This is a genomic window from Paenibacillus sp. LK1, from assembly GCF_002750415.1.
In the GTDB taxonomy this organism is placed as follows: Bacteria; Bacillota; Bacilli; order Paenibacillales; family Paenibacillaceae; genus Paenibacillus; species Paenibacillus taichungensis.
The window spans coordinates 1-19,789 of record NZ_PEII01000003.1; the positions used below are offsets into that span (position 1 = coordinate 1).

General features: G+C 35.0%; 16 protein-coding genes. All 16 read right to left on the reverse strand.

Annotated elements, in window-relative coordinates; all coding sequences use genetic code 11:
• A partial coding sequence (locus tag CS562_RS06955) for a phage tail tape measure protein (RefSeq protein WP_099854650.1) occupies positions 1 to 4,144 on the reverse strand: 4,144 nt, incomplete at its 3' end.
• A 66-nt stretch (positions 4,145 to 4,210) separates the two neighbouring features.
• Positions 4,211 to 4,666, reverse strand: a complete 456-nt coding sequence (locus tag CS562_RS06960) for a hypothetical protein (RefSeq protein WP_099854652.1) — start codon at positions 4,664 to 4,666, stop codon at positions 4,211 to 4,213.
• A gap of 105 nt (positions 4,667 to 4,771) precedes the next feature.
• The gene (locus CS562_RS06965) at positions 4,772 to 5,032 is read right to left on the reverse strand and encodes a hypothetical protein (protein WP_099854654.1); all 261 of its coding nucleotides are present in this window, start codon (positions 5,030 to 5,032) and stop codon (positions 4,772 to 4,774) included.
• A 79-nt stretch (positions 5,033 to 5,111) separates the two neighbouring features.
• The gene (locus CS562_RS06970; protein WP_099854656.1) at positions 5,112 to 5,864 is read right to left on the reverse strand and encodes a hypothetical protein; all 753 of its coding nucleotides are present in this window, start codon (positions 5,862 to 5,864) and stop codon (positions 5,112 to 5,114) included.
• 51 nt (positions 5,865 to 5,915) lie between these two features.
• The gene (locus CS562_RS06975) at positions 5,916 to 6,626 is read right to left on the reverse strand and encodes a hypothetical protein (protein WP_099854658.1); all 711 of its coding nucleotides are present in this window, start codon (positions 6,624 to 6,626) and stop codon (positions 5,916 to 5,918) included.
• Positions 6,627 to 6,636: 10 nt separating this feature from the next.
• Complete coding sequence (locus tag CS562_RS06980) at positions 6,637 to 7,107, reverse strand: hypothetical protein (protein WP_099854660.1); 471 nt, start codon at positions 7,105 to 7,107, stop codon at positions 6,637 to 6,639.
• Between the two features lie 2 nt (positions 7,108 to 7,109).
• A complete protein-coding gene (locus tag CS562_RS06985) occupies positions 7,110 to 7,619 on the reverse strand; it encodes a hypothetical protein (protein WP_099854662.1) in 510 nt (169 codons plus the stop codon).
• 14 nt (positions 7,620 to 7,633) lie between these two features.
• Positions 7,634 to 8,839: an Ig-like domain-containing protein gene (locus tag CS562_RS06990; protein WP_099854664.1), complete on the reverse strand. Its 1,206-nt coding sequence runs from the start codon at positions 8,837 to 8,839 to the stop codon at positions 7,634 to 7,636.
• 428 nt (positions 8,840 to 9,267) lie between these two features.
• Entirely contained in the window at positions 9,268 to 9,732 is a 465-nt protein-coding gene (locus CS562_RS07000) for a hypothetical protein (RefSeq protein WP_099854668.1), read from the reverse strand.
• Between the two features lie 55 nt (positions 9,733 to 9,787).
• Positions 9,788 to 10,774, reverse strand: a complete 987-nt coding sequence (locus CS562_RS07005) for a hypothetical protein (protein ID WP_099854670.1) — start codon at positions 10,772 to 10,774, stop codon at positions 9,788 to 9,790.
• Between the two features lie 31 nt (positions 10,775 to 10,805).
• Entirely contained in the window at positions 10,806 to 11,279 is a 474-nt protein-coding gene (locus CS562_RS07010; protein WP_099854672.1) for a hypothetical protein, read from the reverse strand.
• A 22-nt stretch (positions 11,280 to 11,301) separates the two neighbouring features.
• On the reverse strand, positions 11,302 to 12,699 hold the full coding sequence (locus CS562_RS07015) for a hypothetical protein (protein ID WP_180287061.1): 1,398 nt from the start codon (positions 12,697 to 12,699) through the stop codon (positions 11,302 to 11,304).
• Between the two features lie 5 nt (positions 12,700 to 12,704).
• A complete protein-coding gene (locus tag CS562_RS07020; RefSeq protein ID WP_099854676.1) occupies positions 12,705 to 14,165 on the reverse strand; it encodes a hypothetical protein in 1,461 nt (486 codons plus the stop codon).
• Positions 14,162 to 15,823, reverse strand: a complete 1,662-nt coding sequence (locus tag CS562_RS07025) for a terminase large subunit (RefSeq protein ID WP_099854678.1) — start codon at positions 15,821 to 15,823, stop codon at positions 14,162 to 14,164. The genes CS562_RS07020 and CS562_RS07025 overlap by 4 nt, the downstream gene beginning before the upstream one ends.
• Entirely contained in the window at positions 15,820 to 16,713 is an 894-nt protein-coding gene (locus tag CS562_RS07030) for a hypothetical protein (protein ID WP_099854680.1), read from the reverse strand. Before CS562_RS07030 ends, CS562_RS07025 begins: the two co-directional genes overlap by 4 nt.
• A 402-nt stretch (positions 16,714 to 17,115) precedes the next feature.
• Positions 17,116 to 19,680: an RNA dependent RNA polymerase gene (locus tag CS562_RS07035; RefSeq protein ID WP_257219415.1), complete on the reverse strand. Its 2,565-nt coding sequence runs from the start codon at positions 19,678 to 19,680 to the stop codon at positions 17,116 to 17,118.
• Between the last annotated feature and the right edge of the window lie 109 nt (positions 19,681 to 19,789).

The window sequence follows — 19,789 nt, forward strand, 5'->3', positions numbered from 1 at the left end:
GAGAAGCATATTTATTGATTATATCTGCATATTTACCAGAGTAACTGCCACTAGATGTTGTTGTAGAAGAAGAGGATGTTGATACTGAAGAGGTTGGTGCTGGTTCACCAGATGCTGTTTTCGTGGTTGTTTTAACCTTAGTCGAAACTAGTTCAGATGGAGTTTGGAGAGCTTTCTTTTGAGTGGAAATAGATTCCTCAAGTAGTTTTTTCTCTTCCTTTAAGCTTGCAATGTACTCTTTTGAACCTTTAACCATTGTGCCACGTTCATTTTGAACTTTCTTGATAGCATCAGCCAGATTGATAAGTTTCTTCTGAGTTTCGGTCAGAATCTCATTGGTATCTGTATATGTATTGTTTAATTTTTCTGTGGTCTTCTTATCTTTATCTTTAGCAGATCCAACATTATCAAGTGAACTGAGCATCGTTTTAAACGAAGTATTCACATCATAGATTCGATCTAGAAGTTCTTTGTATGGTCCAGCAGCAGCTTGTTGAGCCTTTTTAGCTTGATTTATTACTGCTTGGTTCTCAATACCTTTACCTGTTAAATCTTCAACTACGACTTCAGCAGCAATATTCATATCTACTTGAGCTTTTGCAGCGTTCAACTCAGCTAAAGTAGACAGGGCTTCGATCTCAATTCCCCAAATTTTCATCTTCTCTACAAGTGCCTGTTTGTTGCCAATAACCTCTTTTTGCCCAAGAGTGTCAAGAGTTTTAAAGTAGTCAATTTTAGTTTTCTTCAATGCTTCTAGCGCTGACTTTTCAATTGTATATCCGTTTTTTAACTCTTTAACATTCTTGGCTAACACTGGATACTTCGTAGTCAACTTAGTCATCTCATTAGCAGAGAGTACCGTACCTTTAGATAAGTTGTACATAGTGTCGTTTAACTCGCCAATATCATCAATAGTATCACTTACAGCTTCTGCATATTTTTTAGTGTCCTCAGTTGCTTCACTTGCAGATCCACCGAACATATACATTCCATCAGCGGCTTTAGTGGCATTACTAAATATGTCATAAAGGCTTTGAACAACTTCGTTATTCCCATCTAAACTTGAAAACATTGCAATGGAATTTACAGTCTTTTCAAGATTTGATCCATCGAAGTTCTTAATTTCTTTTGATGCTTCTGCAATTACATTTTTGAATTGTTCAGTGGGTAGCTTTGACAGAGATTTGCTTACTGTATTGAACAGTTCTTTTTGTGTATCATTGTAATTCTGTTGAGCCGAAGTATTAGCTTCAATCTCTTTTTTCTTGTCTGCTTCTAATTGATTAATAGTTTCCATCGAAGGCTGAAGATCTTCAATCGTCTTATTGATTGATTCCAATGCTATTTGGAGAGATTCTGCATCTTTAGGTGCTTTAGATAAGCCAGCGAAGGTTATCTTATCAAAATCACTTTTCATAAGATTATCGCGCATATTCAGCAACTCTTGATAATATTGTTCTAGACTCAAGTCTTTGGTTTTTCTTTGACTGAAATCTTCATCAACCTTATAGTTCTTACTAAAAACACCTCCAGAAAGAACGGGAGAAGCGTATTTACGTTCTTGGATGGAATTAACAAGTATTTGATCTTCAGCTATCTTATTTTTTAGTTGAGTTTGAGTTAATTTCTCAAGGATTGCAATTTGCTCTTCGTAGCTACCATTGACTAGATTGATTCCGCTTGCTTCAGACCCGTATGTATCAATTAATCTATTTTGAAGTTCGAACAATTTATTTTTAACATCGGCATTATTTGAGATTTCATTGTAATTCTCTTTGTAATATGATGTTGAATCTTTTAATTCATTTGAAAGTTCTTCATGTTTGCGATTTGTTTTCTCAATTGTATCATTCATTCTTTCAGTCTCATTATTCACCTGAGACATAACAGATACAAGAATTGATGCAGCACTAACAACTAAACCGATTGCTCCCAAAGACCGCTGAAATATAGTCATTTTTGTTGCCGCCTGAGATGCAGAATTGCCAGCACCATCAATAGCAGTCTTAGTTGCAAATAATCCTGTAACAAATTTATATAGGCTTACTGTTGTTTCCACAATTGCCTTTGACCTGAAAGCAACAAACAAACCTCCTGCGATTGCTAGAGTTCTTCCTGCATTACCAAGAGTCTTTACAAGAGTTGTTCCAGCGTCAATCATGGAATTTAAGAAATCTCTGCTTGAACTATTTCCCCAATAATCCGAAACGGCATTCTTAAACTTTGCAATGTGTCCCTGCATCGACTCCAAGAAGGCAGCATTTTCCTTGGCAGCAGATCCAAAACTATTCAACCCTGCTTGCAAAGCTCCTTCAGCATCATTCCAGTTCTCAATCATGGAAGATGCAATATTGCCTTGCATTTTTCCTGCTACAAGTTCCAAAACGTCCGCTCGTTGAATATCACTCAATCTATCCCATACACTGTGCAAATCACTAAAAATTTCATAAGTGTTTTTGAATGTCTTTTCGTCTTTCTTGAGAGTAAGTCCGATTGATTGGAATTTTTCTTCTAATGATGGAAGCAAACCATCAACAGCAGCACCATCCTCGTCAACACCACGTAAACGCATTGATAAAGTTTTTAGTGCGTTACCTACTTTTGCTGGATCTTGAACGGTTGTATTTGCAGCAGTAATTAATGCTACAGATTCTTCAATAGTGTTACCCGCAGTGTACAACGATGATGCTGAGCGTTGTACTGCTTGACCGATGCCATCAGTTGAAATGGCAAACTTGTTACCAACTTCATTATAGATATCTACAACTTTGGCAACATTCTTAGCTTCTCTGTCTACTTCAATATCGAAACCTTTAATAGATGAAATCAATTGTTTAGATGCATCTTCTGGTGTTTTAATGTCACCAACGTTTTGATAGACTAATGTTTGCTTTGCCATATTCTGCGCTGTCTGAATATCATAGCCCAATCTCGACCATTCCGATCCAGACTTAACAACGTTCAAAGTTGTATTACCTATAGAGTCAGCTAACGTTGATGAGGTTTTAACGAATTTTTGATAAGTAGAGTCTGTCTCATCTGTGACTTTCATTAAATCGGTCATTGCTTTATCCATATTATAGATATCTTCAAGCCCACTTCTTAACATACGAATTGGAGCAAAGACTCCCGTAGTTGCGCCCAACCAAAGGGCTACCTTTTGAGTCGCGCTTGTGAATTGATTACCGAGACTGTTTATTGATTGTCCACTAACCTTTGCATTAGTAGTAATCTTATTAAATTCACTGTTAAGTTGCTGAAGCATGGCCTTGTAACCAGCTACACCTTTTGTATCAGTAAATTGGTTTAGCCTATTCTGAAGCTCTCTAACTCCGTCTGCGGCTTCTTTGTTACCCTTACGCTCATAGTTACTCATGCTGATAGCTAGTTTGTTGCTCATATTCTCAAGAGATGTCTTATAGCTATCGTTAACTTTCTTGTTTATATCTTGTGCTTGCTTATGGAGTTTATCCATTGAGATTTGATCATTAATAGCCTTTTGTTCTTGAGCCGCGATTGCTTTTCTTATCTTACTTTCTTCATTTGCTACACGAGTCATTTCCTGTTGTTGCTTTATGTAATCTGTTAATTGACTGTAATTCTTAACATTGCCGTCAAGATCGGTATTAACCGTAACTTTTTGTCCAGCAGTGTTCTGATATGTGTTCTTATACCCTGTGATTTCTCCGGCCTTGTTATTGTTTACTTTCGTGCTTGTTCTTCCGTAACCCTGTAATTCTTTTTCTAGTTGCTTGAGTGTTTTTGCCTGATCATTAAACGCTTTAGTTTCGTCTTGAACACGTTTAATATTTTCGTCAATTTTCTTGTTTGTCTTAGTGATTACTTCGCCATTCGCCAAATGTCGTTCAGTAACCTTTTCAATGCTACCGTCCAGATGTTTAATAGTTTTTGTAGTTTCATTAACAACTTGTTGTTGTTGTACAAGTGCCTTATTTAATTGCTGTGTGGCTTTAATGAAGCCATCTATGGATTTCACAAAACTAGGATCTATATTAACTTTTAAGCTCAATGTTTGAAGTGATTTCGAATTGGAGATGGCTTTAATTCCATCATTAATATTCTTTATTGAATTACTCTCACTTATTCCCGCATCAATGAGAATTCGAAGATCGCTGTTAGACATATATACACTTCCTTATAATTTGAGATAAAAAAAATAGGGATGACTATTGTCACCCCCAGAAATTATTTATTTATTTGTCAACACAAGTGCCAATTGACCAGCAGCATTCATTACTTGCTGATTAACATCCTTGTTGTTTTCAATCTTTCTTAATTCTTTTTTGGGAAGCTCTTTATGTACTGCTTCCAAAATTCCACCATCACTAAGTTTAATAACGATCCCAACTAATTCGATGAAAGATAGTTTCTCTGGGATGGGAACGTCCGTAAACTCTCGGATTGTCAATAAAGGCAACAACTTTAAAATTTGCATTGCCTCTTTCTCAGAGATATCTGTTTGCTGATGAATTTCTGCAATAATTTCCAGTATCTCTTTGTGTATTTTTTCAATCTTAGATGTAACAAACACATTATCAATTTCAACTTCATATTCTTTATCAAAGACATCTTTAATGGTGACTAACTTCCGTTCAACTTGATGTTGGTATTGTTCAATTGTTTCCAGTGTAATTTTATTTGCCATTTATATTCACTCCCGTTTAAGTTATCTTCGAATCGTTGCTCCTGATTAAACACAAAAAAGAAGCACCCATTACAAGGTAACTTCTGTCTGAATCAAATTTAGATTTTATCTAGACTTTACATCGTATAGACGATACATCAATTCCGTAAACGATTGATTCGTTTCTCTTGCATATTCAATCAATGCCTTGAGACATTTGTCATATAGACTGTTGCTGGTGTAACCTTGCTCGAAACCTTCTATCTCTTTCACTGTAAGTGAAGACAGCCTGCTAACATCAATAATGGTTGCCCCAAGTTCATTTCTAATCCAAGTTGTAAGCATTCCTTGGTTTTCATAGAAGTGATCCATATTAACATATCTCATATTGTGTAGTCGCTCCTAAAAAGATAGGACAGAGACTAGCCCTGTCCATCATTTAATCTAAATTAAATCTTATGTATTATTAGTCTTGGTCATCGTAAACGATCAAGTCAATCAAAGTATCTACGCCCTCTACTTTTGCAGGGAAGAGGTCAAATACAAGAGTGAGTGTACTTGGATCTCCTTCAGCACTATTAGAGATAGTAAAGTTTGGTTGAATTTTGGCTTTATAGAACACCATTTGTGATCCAACTTCCTCTGTGCTGGTTTCATCGATCCAAATAGTGTCGCCAACCAATTTCACGTATTTAGGGAACCCTTTAGCGGTGAAGGATAGTTTGCTTGCCTGCGCAACTTCAGTTTGATAGTAAACCTCAACTTCATCACCCGGCTGTACTGTTGCACCAGCTCCAATTGTGATTGTTTTATCGGAAACAGTATGAGTCTGATTTTCTTTTACAGAAAGACCGTTCACGAATGGGAAGACTACTACATCGCCAACTGGAACCTTCTTCAGTGTTACAGTGTTACCCACGCCTACTTGCAAGATTTCTGTCTTGTAGACATTTTGTTTGCCACGTTTAATTTCTTCGCCAGCCAAGATTGCCAAATGCTCCAGCGAGAAGATTTGTGTTTCAACTGTCAGAGTGGCTGTTTTTTCACCATCCCATGCAATACGCCGAGTACCTGCACCCATTGCATAAACACGACTTGATGCCATTTCAAGAGACGAAGTATTAGCATAGTCCATTTTCATCAATGGGGTGCTACTTACGAAGTCAATAATCTGCAAATCTAGAATGTCACGATTACCGTAACGACCATCTGTAAACATTAATAAATTCCTCCTAATATAAATAATCTCCGACCCTTAGTAGAGTGGAGATTAAAGTTTTGTTCTTTTTATCCATTCAGGTAGCTTGTTACTTTCCCCTAAATGTCCATTTGCCCAAACAGGCAGCAACCTACTAAAGCTTTCTTTGACGTTCAATCTTTCAAATTCCTCATACATCTGATAAATGCTAAGTGTGCCAACATTAAATATATTGATTCCATTTATACCTGCATTACACAGTATAGAGAGGATATCTTTAATTTCAAGCACGTCTTCTTTTTTTTGTGCTTTCTTTTTGAAGAAGTTGATACGATCCTGAAATGACTTTGCTTTAGCTGTCTTTCTTCGACCATTGTCTGAGTTAGACTCAACTACGTTTAACTGCTTAATAATATCCACATATGCTAAGTAGGTGTTTTCGTTGATGAACTCAATTCCATTTATCAAAAATGAACCTGTATCAGAATCAAAAGAAACTTTACTCTTTGTGAAAAATTCAATTGAATCGATGATATGTTCTCTTAGTTGAGGATGGTCAGTTAAAATATGATAGTCAGGAGAAGATTCAATTGAGTCATACTCGTTCTCATCCATTCCAAACATATCAAGAAGGATTTTTTCTTTATCAAATAAAGAGAAATTAAGTTTAATCATATATTCCATGTATCCCATAATTGCAATTTCATCTAAGTTGGGTGAGTGAATATATGATTCATTGAACTTAGTTGGATGGCCTAAGAAAGCTTGCATTCTATCAATCATAGACATCACCTCAATTGAAATCGCATAGTTTATATGTAATATACATCCCATGATAGTCAGTGTTTAAACTGATCTCATCAGAGTTGCTGAACTCAACCTTGCCAATTCCCATTCCTCTAGTCTGATTGATCAATTCATCAATCTTTTGAATGATAAAGTCAACCCTCATACATCCATAATCGGTTCGATACAAGTCTTGATGAGTGATCACATTAAACGTAACAAATCCACTTTTGAATGCTGTTCCTACAGGACGAAACTTACCGAATGATATGGTTATATAAGTTTTCTTCTCATCTGCCGTTTTGGGAATGAAACGATGAGGATAGATATGTTTATACACTACATCGTCTACATTCGGAATTTCCTTATCCAAAAAACTTGTATCGTTATGTACAACAGCCTTTAGGATATTCGTGTCAGAAAGTAACCTATCTAATACCTCAAGCCGATCTTTAGATAATCCTGAGAATCTAGACATGGCTACTCCACAATATAGTCATGAACAATTTGATAACTCAAAAATCCGCTTGTTCCAACATCCCTTGTGTCATCAAAAGTTGAAATAACTTTATCAACCTTATCGAGCGTCATCGGTGTTGTACGATGGATTTCCTCACCAAGACTATTGCGAACAATAACCTTGTAGTAGTTACCGTTAGGCTTAAGATTGCCTAAAGCATATGTAATAGCTACACATTTCAACGCTTCAACTACACTTGACTTGTCGGTGTGTTTAGACTTATCAAATGAAAGTTTTAGCTTATTATCAGTTGAAATTGAATAAACGTAATCATATTGTGAATCAATGGTCACATCCAAATCAGCATCTACAATCTCTTTGGTGTTCAATCCATTAATGATAACCAGATCATCGATACCGGAAGAATGTTGTTTTGCATATGGGAGTGGACTATAAACAATCCAGTTGTTATTTACTCCTTGAATAAATTGTTCGGCCTTCATTTCACCGAATCGCAAAATAGTGTTCAAATGACATCTCCTTTCTAGATTAGTGATTTAACTTTTATGTCTTTTTTACCTGTCGATAGTCCATTTGAATTCTCAACATGTAAAGTAAAGCTTCCAAGTTTACGATTGTTATTACTCTTAACTACACAAGTCCTATTGGAAGGATTTTGACTTTCAATTATGGCTAAATCAGTAGTAGATATACCATCTAAAGCAGTAATCCAAAACCTAGAAGTGTCTGCTATTTCAGATCCATTGTTTCTAAATATGGCTGTATAAGTAGAGGTTCTATTGAGGTAAATACTGTCTTCTCCAATAATTTCAGCGGTGTAATTCGGGGTCAATTCTTCAATGATATTCAATTCAATACTTGTTGAAACACCCTTGCCTGAAGCTTGGATGCTACAACTGCCTTTTTGAATACCAGAAACAAGCCCTGTATCAGATACAGAAGCTACGGAATCATCTGAAGAAGTGAATAAAAGAGGTATTTCAACCGGAGTTCCATTTTTCGTAGTTTTAACATTGAGCTGTAATGTGTCACCTACCTTAATAGCAAGCATCTCGCCATTCGAAATTGAAATTTCATACTTGGCTAATTTATTGTAATTAGCAATTTCAAGCTCAAGATTGTCTGTAGCTGTATTAAATTGATCTTCTTTGAGGACAATGTAGATTAGATTAGAATTCAATCTATCAATATAGTGGATATCCCAAGATCTCCTATCAAAGATAAACCTTTGACCCTTGTCGAACTTGTTAGTGTAATCATTGTTTTGGATAATCAACCTTCTTGTTTCATCTGGAAGGGAAAATATGTTTCCCTCTTTTATGCCCAGACTCCCCATATCATTAGAGTAATATGTGAACCAAGTATTCTGAATTGCTCCTTCATCATCAATCCACTTTAATTGATGCAAACACTGATACATTCGACCACGTTTGTAAACATCGCCCATGTTCTTGTCAAAATGAACTACAATCCAATATTCATCATTCCAACTAATCGTTTCTCCCAATGAAATAAGAGAATCAATGCTCGTGGTTAATGATTTTTGGTCTTTCAGATCAGATGAATCGTTAATCTGCATTTCATAAAATAAATCATTATTGGCAGATTTAACTTTAAAATATGAAGGAGTATCCTTGTAATGAGTTTTAAACAACCTTTTAGTATCAGAAACTCTTAATTCTCTCAAACTGCTAGGTTTGTTACGAGTATATTTATCTAAGTAGCTCATCGTAATTTACTCAATTTCATATTGTTATATGTATATCGAATAACTAAATTTTCCACTTCACTATTGGTTTCACGCTTGATATCCATAAGTTGTTTGAGGTGAGCTGCTTGGGAGGTCATTGAGAAGTCTCTTGTGCTCATCATTTGCTCAAGATTCTTGTATGAAATGATCTTAGGTGACAGATATTCAATAACCATAAACTTTCCTAGGATCATGATTTCTTGGTCGGAAAGTTCTGAAAGGAATTCTATTGAGTTGCGCTCTTTTAGATTCGACTTACATTTATCGAACTTAGTAATACTATTCAACAAATAACGAAACTTGAGTTGATTGTCCATATCAGATTCAATAAATTCAAAATCATTTATTTGACTCAGAAACACATCGTAGATTTCTTCAAACTGTGTATTTATAACTAGCCCTCCCTTTTAAGAGTTCGGGTCTAGTTGTTTTCCCAAACCTTTTTCAATAGCTTTAATCACGAAATGATCACGTAGACGACCATTCACATATTCATTCTGTGCATATCTGAAAGCGTTCTGTCTAGATTGATCGTTTTCAAGTTTGCTCAAAATTTCTTCAATAAGCTCTGGACCCTCTTTGAACAGCTCTACGCAATCTTCTTTAGTAATGATTTTCTTAGCGTGCTTCTCAAGTTTAAGATGCTGGACAACTTCATCATCCTCAACTTTCAGCCAACCATCTTTGAAAAATCTTTGATGTTGTGCTGACATAGTTCTCAACTGGGCAACGGTCATACTATCTGAAGTACCAAATTCATTAAACAGAAACCTTTCACTCGTCTTTGGACATTTATAAACCAAAACTCCATCGTATTCACTTACAACTCTAACAGCCGTGCTATCTTCAATCGTTTTTTTTCTTGTAGCCATCTTAACCTCCTAAAAGTTTAGGGGAACAACGAGAGTTCCCCATGGAATAATCTAATTATGATAGTTTATAAACTCCAAACTTAGCTGAAGTAAGAACGCCCACTCCAAACTTCTTGCCAGCGAAGTATTCTTTTGACATATCAGCATTCAAACTGCCATCATTATCTTCAATGATTGTTTCTCCTTCAAAGATCAGTTTGATAATTTTCTCTTCACCATTAGGAATAATCAACAAGAAATCGTCATCATACATTAGTTCTGTACTTCCAGCTTTGTGTCTTTGAGGTAAGATAGCGAAGCTAACTCCATCAATTGTATCGAAATACCCCGCTTGGTTACGATTATTCATCATTTCATTTGAAACATAGGATGGAATAGCTTTACGTACTGCTTTTCGAGTTCCCAATACCAACTGTGATAGTCCCGTAGCAGCTTCCAGATGTGTGATGATATCATTGAATTCCTCAATATCCCAAGTTCCAGCATAACTGTATGGAGCAGAAACACTATCGTATGCTTCATTCAGTGCAGAGAAGATTTTCTCTTTTACCTTGTTCCCAAATGACCGCTCAATTAGACTAATTAGTTTCATCCAATCAATGTATCCAGCCAGAAACCGTTCAAGCTCTTCATAAATTTTCACACCCTCCCAGCCAGTTTTGACTTGGTAAGGTCTGCCCGGAGTAAGTCGTTGTCTACTCAGATTATTTGTACCACCTGCTATTTCTGAAACATGAAAAAGTTCATCTGATTCCGGCAGGAAGGATAGCTTGTCACCGAATTTTACAGATCGAACATCTACAAAACGGTCAAGCTCATCTTTAATCCCTTCCTCCACTCTAGCATCAATCACTTCTTCAATAATCTCAAAGATTTCAATCTTATTTTTACGGAATTTCTTTGGATCAAATTCGCCATTTTCAGAACCCGTCAATTTATTTAATGCTTCACGATATTTCTGGTTAGATTCCTCAACGGAATATTTTCCAACCTCTCCATTTGCCAATGCTACGCCTACGCTAATAATATCTGTTGTACTCATTTATTTTCCCCAATCAATTTGTATTTTTTAATTAGTGTTTTTCTACTTTATATCGAGTTGCAGGCTCTCCATAGATACGTACTTTTTCGAGTACTTTTGCAGCGAATCGTGTGTTATCAGAAAGATCGGCAACAGCCTTCAATTTGCTAGATCCATTAACTGGAATCAAATACTGTCCTTTTACCGATGTTCCATCAATTAGATTGTCTGTTACGGTCACTGTGTTTCCAACTGCATGGTGATAAAGTCGAATCTTCTCACCCTTTTTATTCACAAAGTCTAGAATGTTATGCTTCTCTTTTTCATAGACAATTTCTGGTGAAGCAGCCAAAAGAATTTTATCAAGGGTAACATCAGTTGGTGTAGCAGCGATGACCGCTTCACGATGTCCATCAACTAGACCACCAATAGTTAATACCTCTCCGTTCTCCACGTCAAAGTTTGCGATTCCAATTTCAATATTTCCACTGTATGATGCTTGCATTTTATCCAAACGTACTGCCATTTTTATTCCTCCGATATTTTAGTTAAATTTGACCATTCATGAGTTTATCAATCGGGTCTTCTTTTTTATTGGTGTTGCTATTTGTATTGACTGAAATAAATTTTGGTTTATTGGTCTCAAAGCTAAATTTAGCTTTCTTCTTACCAACCAACGTATACAATTTACTTTCAATATCATCGAGCGACAGGTTTGCTTTGTCGTCTTTTACTGCCTTCATCTCATCTTCTGTAAGTTCGGATGAAAAATGTTCAAACAATTCAACTTCAGCTTGTTCACGTTCAGCAACAAGTTTCTCAGAATACTTTGAATTCACATCATCATATTCTTGTTGAAGTAGTTCAAATTTGTTTTCGATTTCTACAACTTTACTTTCATAATCAGATTTCACTCTGCTTTCTGTGTTTTCTTTGACTTGTTTTGCAAAGTCAGAGAATTCAGTCAAAGAGAAATTACTTTCAACATCAATATCCATTGGTGTGTAATCTACTTTGAATCTCTTAATGGATTCGGCATCAATGGTAAATTTATCACCATCAATACTAAAGGTTGCCCCAACAAGTTGATGTTTCTGATTATCAAAGGCAATCACATTAGAATTGGTAGAATCAATATCAACCAAGTAATATTTTTGAATTTCCATTTCCCAATATGGATCAGTATATGTACCCAAACCTTTAATTTCTTTTTCAGCTTCTGCAAACATTTGAGTTGCAGTTAGTGCAAATTTATTCTTCAAATTACCTTCTCCTTTCAACGAATATTTAATTTCCTGAACCATATTCTTAAATTCTTTTTTAAACTCTGTATCAATCAAGGAGTACCCCACAATTGAAGCACTCTCGAAACAAGGTTCGACATGTCCATATGGATCAGTCTCCTTATTGATGCCAAGAATACAGAAGCCTAAGAACATAAATTTCTTAACTTCATATACCTTTTTGCCATCGATCATTGAGAAGTTACCTTCAATGTTTTTAATCTCCATAGATTGATTGAATTCATTTTTTAGTAGTTCAGCAGCTTCCTGAAATCTATCAGTCCACAAATACGCACCATCAATGACAAAGTACTTATTCACTTTACCGTCATCTTCAGTTACTTCTTCCCAATATAGTTCTGCCGTTTCGGGCACAAACCCATAGGGAATGGTTGTTTCAATGTACTCTGGCTTTTCGCCTGTTACATCAATCTTCCCACCATGACCTTCAAAATTCTCAGAGCGTGAATCGTACTCACCAACAATAGGCATATTGAAAGCACTTGAAGCAGCTTCGTTAACTACTTTTTCAGAAATGTATGTATTGTTTCTGTTCAATCCAGCATACAGAACACGAATTTTACACTTTGAAAATCTTGAATCTACTTGTTCAACATTTTCCATTTGAACATTAAATCTAATCACCTTACTTATTTTTTTCACCTCCTTTACACTTCTTCGTTGGACTCATTTTCTCTAGTTTTCACACCGCTTTCAGAAAGTTTTTCAACTGGCTTTTCAGGTTGCCCTTTACTGGAATCAGAACTAGATGTATGAGCTGAAGATAAAGGAATAAGTTTATCTGGAAGATTTAAGATTTCATTTTCGAGGAAGGAATTCATTGTTGCAGCATTTGGAGAGTAACCACGTAGAGCCATAATTTCATTCTTTGTGGAGAATCCACTATTGGCAGCTTTCAAAGCAGACTCTAGAAGTTCATTGCGATTATGTTTTGTTGCGGGGAGAATATCTAATTTGAATGGATACTTAGTTTTGAGAGTTGAAATCAAGTAAGCATTACACCAAACTTCGATGCTCTTAATCAATCTAAAGGCTGAAGCTTCGTCTGTTGTTAAAGAGTACTTTAAAGCAGTTGTAGTATTGCTACTGGTATTAAAGAGTAAACCTGAAACCCCAGACTCTTCCCATAGTTGTTCGGTTGCTTGACCAACTTTGTTTTTATCAAATGAATCTTTCTCAAACTTTATAGCTGTGATATCCATTGGGCCAGTTACAGAGCTTACTTGATCTGGGGTATTTTCTCTTAGAGCTTCATCCATTTCAAATACTGTATCAGCATTTAACATATACTTGTCTGCTTCATCCGACTTCATTGGGATCTTCTGAAGAAGTAGCATAAAGTTATCTATCTCTTCTTTAGTTTTTGCTAGACTCTTAAAATCAGCAATGTCTAAGATGCCTTCAAACACACTTGCAAACGCTGGTGTAGGATTATAATCAATAGATGTCTTAATGCAGAGTGCAAATGGTGAATCAATAACTTCCCATTTATCCGTTCTCTGCTTATTACTTGAAACTCTTGTCTGTATTGTTTTGAATTCATCAGGAAAGGAACTAATTTGAGATGGATTTATATCGAAGTAAGAAAAATCGAAGGAATACACTAACAAACCATTGTTTGAGTTGATACCGCTTATTTTACAGTAATCAGGATCAAGTTTTTGAATGTAAAAACCATCCTTACTTACTCTAGTGTATCCATAAAAGACACCCTCCATATATGCAGTCATTCTGGCTTCAGAAAATGAGTTTGCTATATCCATTTGCTCAATCGCTCTACAATATTCCTCATATTCTTTCCTATACTTTTTTACGTTGACACTATTAATGTCCACGGAAAGAGGTTCAACAATATGATCCATTGTATGTAAAGTTGAAAAGTAATTAATTAAACTCTTATAATGACCAGATGCTTCATATAGGTTTTTACTGATAATTCGTAATTTTTGCTGACTTTTTCTATTTTCCCTTGTTTTTAATAAATCTTTAACCTCAACTTTGGTATACGTATTAACAACAGATGTTCTTCTATTATTGTTATCGATACCAATGAGTTTCATTTGCTTGAAAATTTCTAAATATTTCGAAGCGGGAATTTCTTCACTCAAAATCTTCCCTCCTTACCATATAGATTAGCTTTCTTAAACAAGAACATTCTCTTTGGATCAACTTTAACTTGTTCAACTGTTTTGTTTAGAAATGTATCAATATACCAAAGACCCATCATTAAAGATGAGTATCTATCCTTATTTATCTTCCTTACTACTTGCTCCACAGATAATTTATTGTTTTGTACCTCTTTAAACTTTAAATTTGAAACTTCTTCAATCAATCGATCTGTTTGAATGAATGGATATTCCTTTGCAGCATAATCAGCATCATCAAGCTTATTTTTCGTATCTTTTTCTAAAAGCTCAAGCTTCTTGGACTCAACCATATCCATGAAAGTTACTATGCCGTTACTATTAGAAGTTTGTCCCATAAAATTGTATATGTATTTTGGTGATCCGCTTATTTCTGGTTCTCTGTTGTCGTTTATAGTATCCCAACATTCTAAAGTTTCATTTGTTTCAGGATCAATAACTTCTCTCATCAATTCATCTATTAGACCAGTACCTAGTCCATTACCATCTATTACAACTACACTAGCATTATATTTCTTTCTTAATCGCTTTACTTGAATACCCTGCTCTTTAAAATTTAAACCATTCTTGAAGTTGATCAGATTAACCAATGGAATCTTTTTTAGTTTTCCATTACTATTTCTAATCAACTTTAAAACAGATATTGAAGTTTCATTATTATTGTTTTGAATGGATCTCGCCACGTCCACAGAAAGAATATATTCATGTTTGCCGTCCGATGCTAACTCAGCAGTGCTTAATGTTCTAAGTTCCAACAGTTTGCGTATGTCTACTAAAGCACCAGTTCCGCTTCCAACCCACTTGCTTTCATAGTTTTGTGCGAAAAATGTAGGATTACTACTTTCTTTTTTATTTAAAATTGTTGATCTTGGTTCACCACGACCATAATTGACTGCCAATTTCCAATCAGATCCCAAAACGATTTTGCCTTTGAGCTCAACCATTTCTTTGACCATGCTAACATTTCTTTCAAACTCGTCCGTTCCTCTAAATCCAGCAGTCGTATAAAAATTGATTTGACCATGCATTTCGATTGGGCTTATTAGGGATTTTTTTCCTATAGTTCTTCTTGGTACGTTAGGAATAGGCTCCAAGACATCTTCATATAGTTTATTATTCAATAAAGCAGATTCTTCAATACTTAATCTTCTTCGACGTTTACCTTTACTTGACTGTGCATTGGCTAAAACATCAATTCTTCCACCCGATTTAAACAATATTTCAGCGCTATCTTTTACGAAGGACGGCGTTTTTGTTATTTCGTTTTTTAGTAAAGGATAGAACTCAACAAGTTCGTTCCATTTGTCCTTCAATAAATCACTCGCGTTACTTTGAGTCTGTGCAGTCATTGAAATTTTTGTATCTGGATAGAAAATAGCACAGTGAATCATACCCATTACTTCTATGACGGTTTTACCGTATCCACGAGGAAACACTCCATAAGTACTAACAAATCTTGTGATACATCTAAGGAATACTCGTTGATCCAAATCAAGCCTAATGGCTCCCGTATCTGGTGTAATTAAGTCGTACCACAAATCAGGATTCCATCTACACCAACTTATAAAGTCGGTGTAATTATCAATATTCTCTTCTATGTTATTTCTATATTCTACATTCAAATAGCATCACCAAATTCATCTGTCTCTAACTTTTCATTGTAGGCATTTTTTCTTTCTTCAATAAAATTATAAATATCACTGTGCTTAACTAATGGCAAGCCTTGTAGTTCTCTCTCATAATTCACATAGCACCAAATAGTAAAATCAACTTTATCATTAGGACGTTCAATAAATCTTGGAAGAATATCAACGACATCAACGGCTTTTTCAACAGCTCTACTAACCTCACCAAAGCTATCTATACCATCTGTTAAATCTGCCTTTGTAAATTGTTTTGGATTAATTTTTGCATCATCAGCAGCTTTAGTTGCTAACTTAGACCACATCTCTACTTCTTTAAATTCATTATTTGCTAGAGCAAATTCTTCTTTTACTGCATAGCGACAGTATTTCTTTAAAGCTTCGATGTGCATAGTATTCTTTAGAGGATAGTCTTTCTTTAGAAATTCAAATTTTCTCTCAAAAGCTTCGTATTCTGATAAAGAATATCCATTCCCCCATTTATCAATAAGATCACCGTTCGTTACTGATGTGTTTTGGGTTTCGTTTTTTTCTTCATTCTCACTGAATTCACTATCTAAAAAAGTTTTAGAACCATTAAGGGATGCAATATGCTTTATATATTTACCCCAATCTTTTTCAAAGAAGGCCCACATATCTGCAATCCAAGGTCGATTTAATTGTTGTAAAATTGTTTTAACTCGTTCTTGCTTTGAATCCTCATCACCATTTAAAAAATTATTGATACACTTCTTGCAGAGTGGATAATATTTAGTTCCAACCATTGGATTATTGTGCTCATAATACGTTTTTGTGCTTACTGTCCATGGCTTCCTGCAACTGATGCATGTCATTTTTATAGGATTTAATTTATCTTCTTGTTCGCTCATTTTAGAATCACCTTTCTAATGTAATGATTCTATTGTTAGTTCAGTATTCAAATCAAAAATATTCAACTAACAATAGAAAATAGGATGAGCCAACTATTCTTGGAGGAGAGATAGTTGGCTCGATGTTTGAGTAAATCTAAAGCAATTATTAATTCATGTCTAAAATTAATAAAAGATCCGCTATGCTAGGCGGGATACTGCTAATTGCAAATTTGATCAATGAAAAAGGTAGGGAGAAATACTCATGCTTTGTTTGTTTGTAAAGTAGCCTTTCTTCCTCCTTAAAACACCATTAAGGAAAACAAAGAAAACCCTTGATACATAAGGGTTTTGTATTATTTTTGCGTAATAAACCTCTAAAAATGAGCCACAAACCTTTATGTATCAGGCGTTACAGAGTTTTTAAGAAGCGTTCATATTTTTATTCTCAAATCGTTCTTTTCTTGCTTTGGCCTTTTCTTTCTTCACGATATCTGCACAATCTACACAATATAGATTCTTTTTACCTCTTGGTTCTGTTCGCTCACCACAGCGCTCACACTGTACTGAACTGTCCTTAATGTTGTTTTTGATGTTCTCTAAAATCTCAGCGCCGAAACATGACCACAATGTTGTTTTAAAATCACTTTTCTTATACTCATACAAATACTCAACTAAAATATCTACTATGTATTCTAAATCTAGGCCAATATCAATAATCTCATTTCTGATAATTTGGTAAATAGGAAGGTTGTCACCAGTCCATTCGCCTTTTACTTGCTTACTCTCAATTTTATATTTTTGCAAGTCTCTAGAAGTATATGCTTCAATGATAGTACCTTTTAAACTATTATCTTTATGTTTCTTTCCGCTCATTAACACTTTATAATTTAAGTTTCCCAAATCCGTAGCATTAAAATTTAGCCGCGTTGTTGGTATAACATGATCTAACATATTAACAACACTATCATTCTTCGGCTGAACCTTATCCAGTTCCAAGTCTTTAGCATATTTAAAAAAGTAAGGAAGTTTAAGATTTGCTATTTTTTTTATCCTTGTGTCTATATGCTCTGGTCGGATCGGCCTGTAAAGTGTCTTAGCGTAGTCAATGACAAAATTGTTTTCACAGACTAGCAACTTTATTAAATCTAAATCAAAATCTTTGCTATTCCAAACCTTAGATATATCGTTGCTTATAATTCCTATATTGCTATGTTTGTATGCTTCTTCTAATCCTCTGTAAATACTATCATTACTCAATCTCTCAGGTTCAGCCTTTTTCATCTCATAATAAAGAGGTACTATCCCCTTCATATTTCTCTCTGCTATTGGCAAGATATCTTTATCTCTACAGACTAATGACTGATCACCGTCCACATCGAATTGAAGAATTTTACTGATTGGATCGTGGCAGCTAGTGTAAAGACTCTTAGCAATAAACCAGCGCTTCATCTCTTTCTCAATCTTATTTGTTCTGATTGCGTGTTCTCTGTATAGATGGGGACTTCTTAAACAATCCAATTTCTCTTTATCATCATATAGTGAACAATAGACTTCTCCGTTTTTAAGTAATCCTTTTGGATTCTTATCCCCTAAAATTAACCATTGAGAGAAAGCGTATAAATCAGGTGAGAAGAAGATAAACTTTCCATCTATAAACAGTTTTCCACCACGAGCATTCTTCGTTAAACTACTTTTTATTTTCTTTAGTGATTCTTTACTATGTGCATCTTTTAATAGTTCTGGATAAATTTCCAACGCCTTTTGATAATGATTTTTATTCGTGTTTGAATCATTTACGCCCATAACACTAAGCATCGTTTTCTTATCTGAACCAATTGCTCTTATTTTATCAACTGTCTTTTGGCTAATCTTTCTTAATTCCTCTTCTGTCATATCGGTCAGTGTTTGCAGCATTTGATAGTTAATTTTGGCGTTTTTAGGTCGATCAGGTTCTATGTTGCATGTTCCTACCTGACAACTATACTTTTTAAACTTCTCTTTATAGTCATCCCACGAATCATAGTACTTCCAATTCTTAAACTGGCTCTTGGTTAAAATGATTTCGATCCTATCTTTAATGAGATGATACTCCTTACCGTAAATATCCTTAACTGTTCCATATAGTCCTGAGCCAACATCCCTATTCCTTTCTCTGATAAATTTATCAAATGGGAAAGGCATAAGTAATCCTTTCACCCATGGAGCACGAACCATAAACGGCTTCCTGCTTACTTTGGGCAGCATCATGCCACAACCATCAGTGTGTTCGATTGGAACATCCATAATTTTGCGAGTAATATCAAATGATTCATGATCAATAAAATCCACTTCACAATTTACATTAGATTTAAAATCATCCACAACAATTACTCTATCAATGTCAAATCCTACCCACTCATCTGTTGCAGAATTAGACAGTGCAAGATACGCAAGATATTTGTTAACATTGATCCCGTCACGTTTATTTATTTCTTCCCATGTCAGTCCACACATCAGACTGTTTTGGAATTGATCGTACAAGTTCTTCTTTATAAAAACAGACTTTTTGTTTCTGATCTGTCCAGCAGATGCTGTGTAAAATATATATTTATTGTTCTCATATAGGAATCCATTATTAATTAAACTTTCCAGAACCTCATAGTAGTATGTTTCAATAACAAATATATCTTTTGAAATTTCTTTTGAGTTCAGGCTGATAGTTCGAGTCAAAACAGAATCAAACACACTAATCAGATTAGAATTCTTAAAGGAATCAACCCTTAGTTCACGAGTTCCCATGTTGGCAGCAAGTTTGTTTTTAAAATGATTTTTCATATCATTGTATGCTTTGTTGTATTTCGTAATTCGTTTTAATATCCTTTTGTAACGGGACTCGTTTATAATGTAATCTTTAACAAAAACCTTTGGCTTTCTACCCTTTCTGATGACTTTGTCGTTTTCCTTTGTCAACTTAGCCAAAAATTCCTTCTTTTTTTTCTCGGACATTGTATAGAACTTCTTCTTCAACTTGAGTCTATTATTTATGCCGTTTAGTTTACGTAATTTGGACTCGGCGTCCTTTTCTTCTTCAGTGTAAAAATCTGTTGTGTCAAAA

What these genes read in the sequence shown, in the direction of transcription:
- CS562_RS06960 (WP_099854652.1), bottom strand. Translation starts at nt 4,666, where the DNA reads ATGGCAAATAAAATTACACTGGAAACAATTGAACAATACCAACATCAA.
- CS562_RS06965 (WP_099854654.1), bottom strand. Translation starts at nt 5,032, where the DNA reads ATGAGATATGTTAATATGGATCACTTCTATGAAAACCAAGGAATGCTT.
- CS562_RS06970 (WP_099854656.1), bottom strand. Translation starts at nt 5,864, where the DNA reads ATGTTTACAGATGGTCGTTACGGTAATCGTGACATTCTAGATTTGCAG.
- CS562_RS06975 (WP_099854658.1), bottom strand. Translation starts at nt 6,626, where the DNA reads ATGATTGATAGAATGCAAGCTTTCTTAGGCCATCCAACTAAGTTCAAT.
- CS562_RS06980 (WP_099854660.1), bottom strand. Translation starts at nt 7,107, where the DNA reads ATGTCTAGATTCTCAGGATTATCTAAAGATCGGCTTGAGGTATTAGAT.
- CS562_RS06990 (WP_099854664.1), bottom strand. Translation starts at nt 8,839, where the DNA reads ATGAGCTACTTAGATAAATATACTCGTAACAAACCTAGCAGTTTGAGA.
- CS562_RS07000 (WP_099854668.1), bottom strand. Translation starts at nt 9,732, where the DNA reads ATGGCTACAAGAAAAAAAACGATTGAAGATAGCACGGCTGTTAGAGTT.
- CS562_RS07005 (WP_099854670.1), bottom strand. Translation starts at nt 10,774, where the DNA reads ATGAGTACAACAGATATTATTAGCGTAGGCGTAGCATTGGCAAATGGA.
- CS562_RS07010 (WP_099854672.1), bottom strand. Translation starts at nt 11,279, where the DNA reads ATGGCAGTACGTTTGGATAAAATGCAAGCATCATACAGTGGAAATATT.
- CS562_RS07030 (WP_099854680.1), bottom strand. Translation starts at nt 16,713, where the DNA reads ATGAGCGAACAAGAAGATAAATTAAATCCTATAAAAATGACATGCATC.
- CS562_RS07035 (WP_257219415.1), bottom strand. Translation starts at nt 19,680, where the DNA reads ATGTCCGAGAAAAAAAAGAAGGAATTTTTGGCTAAGTTGACAAAGGAA.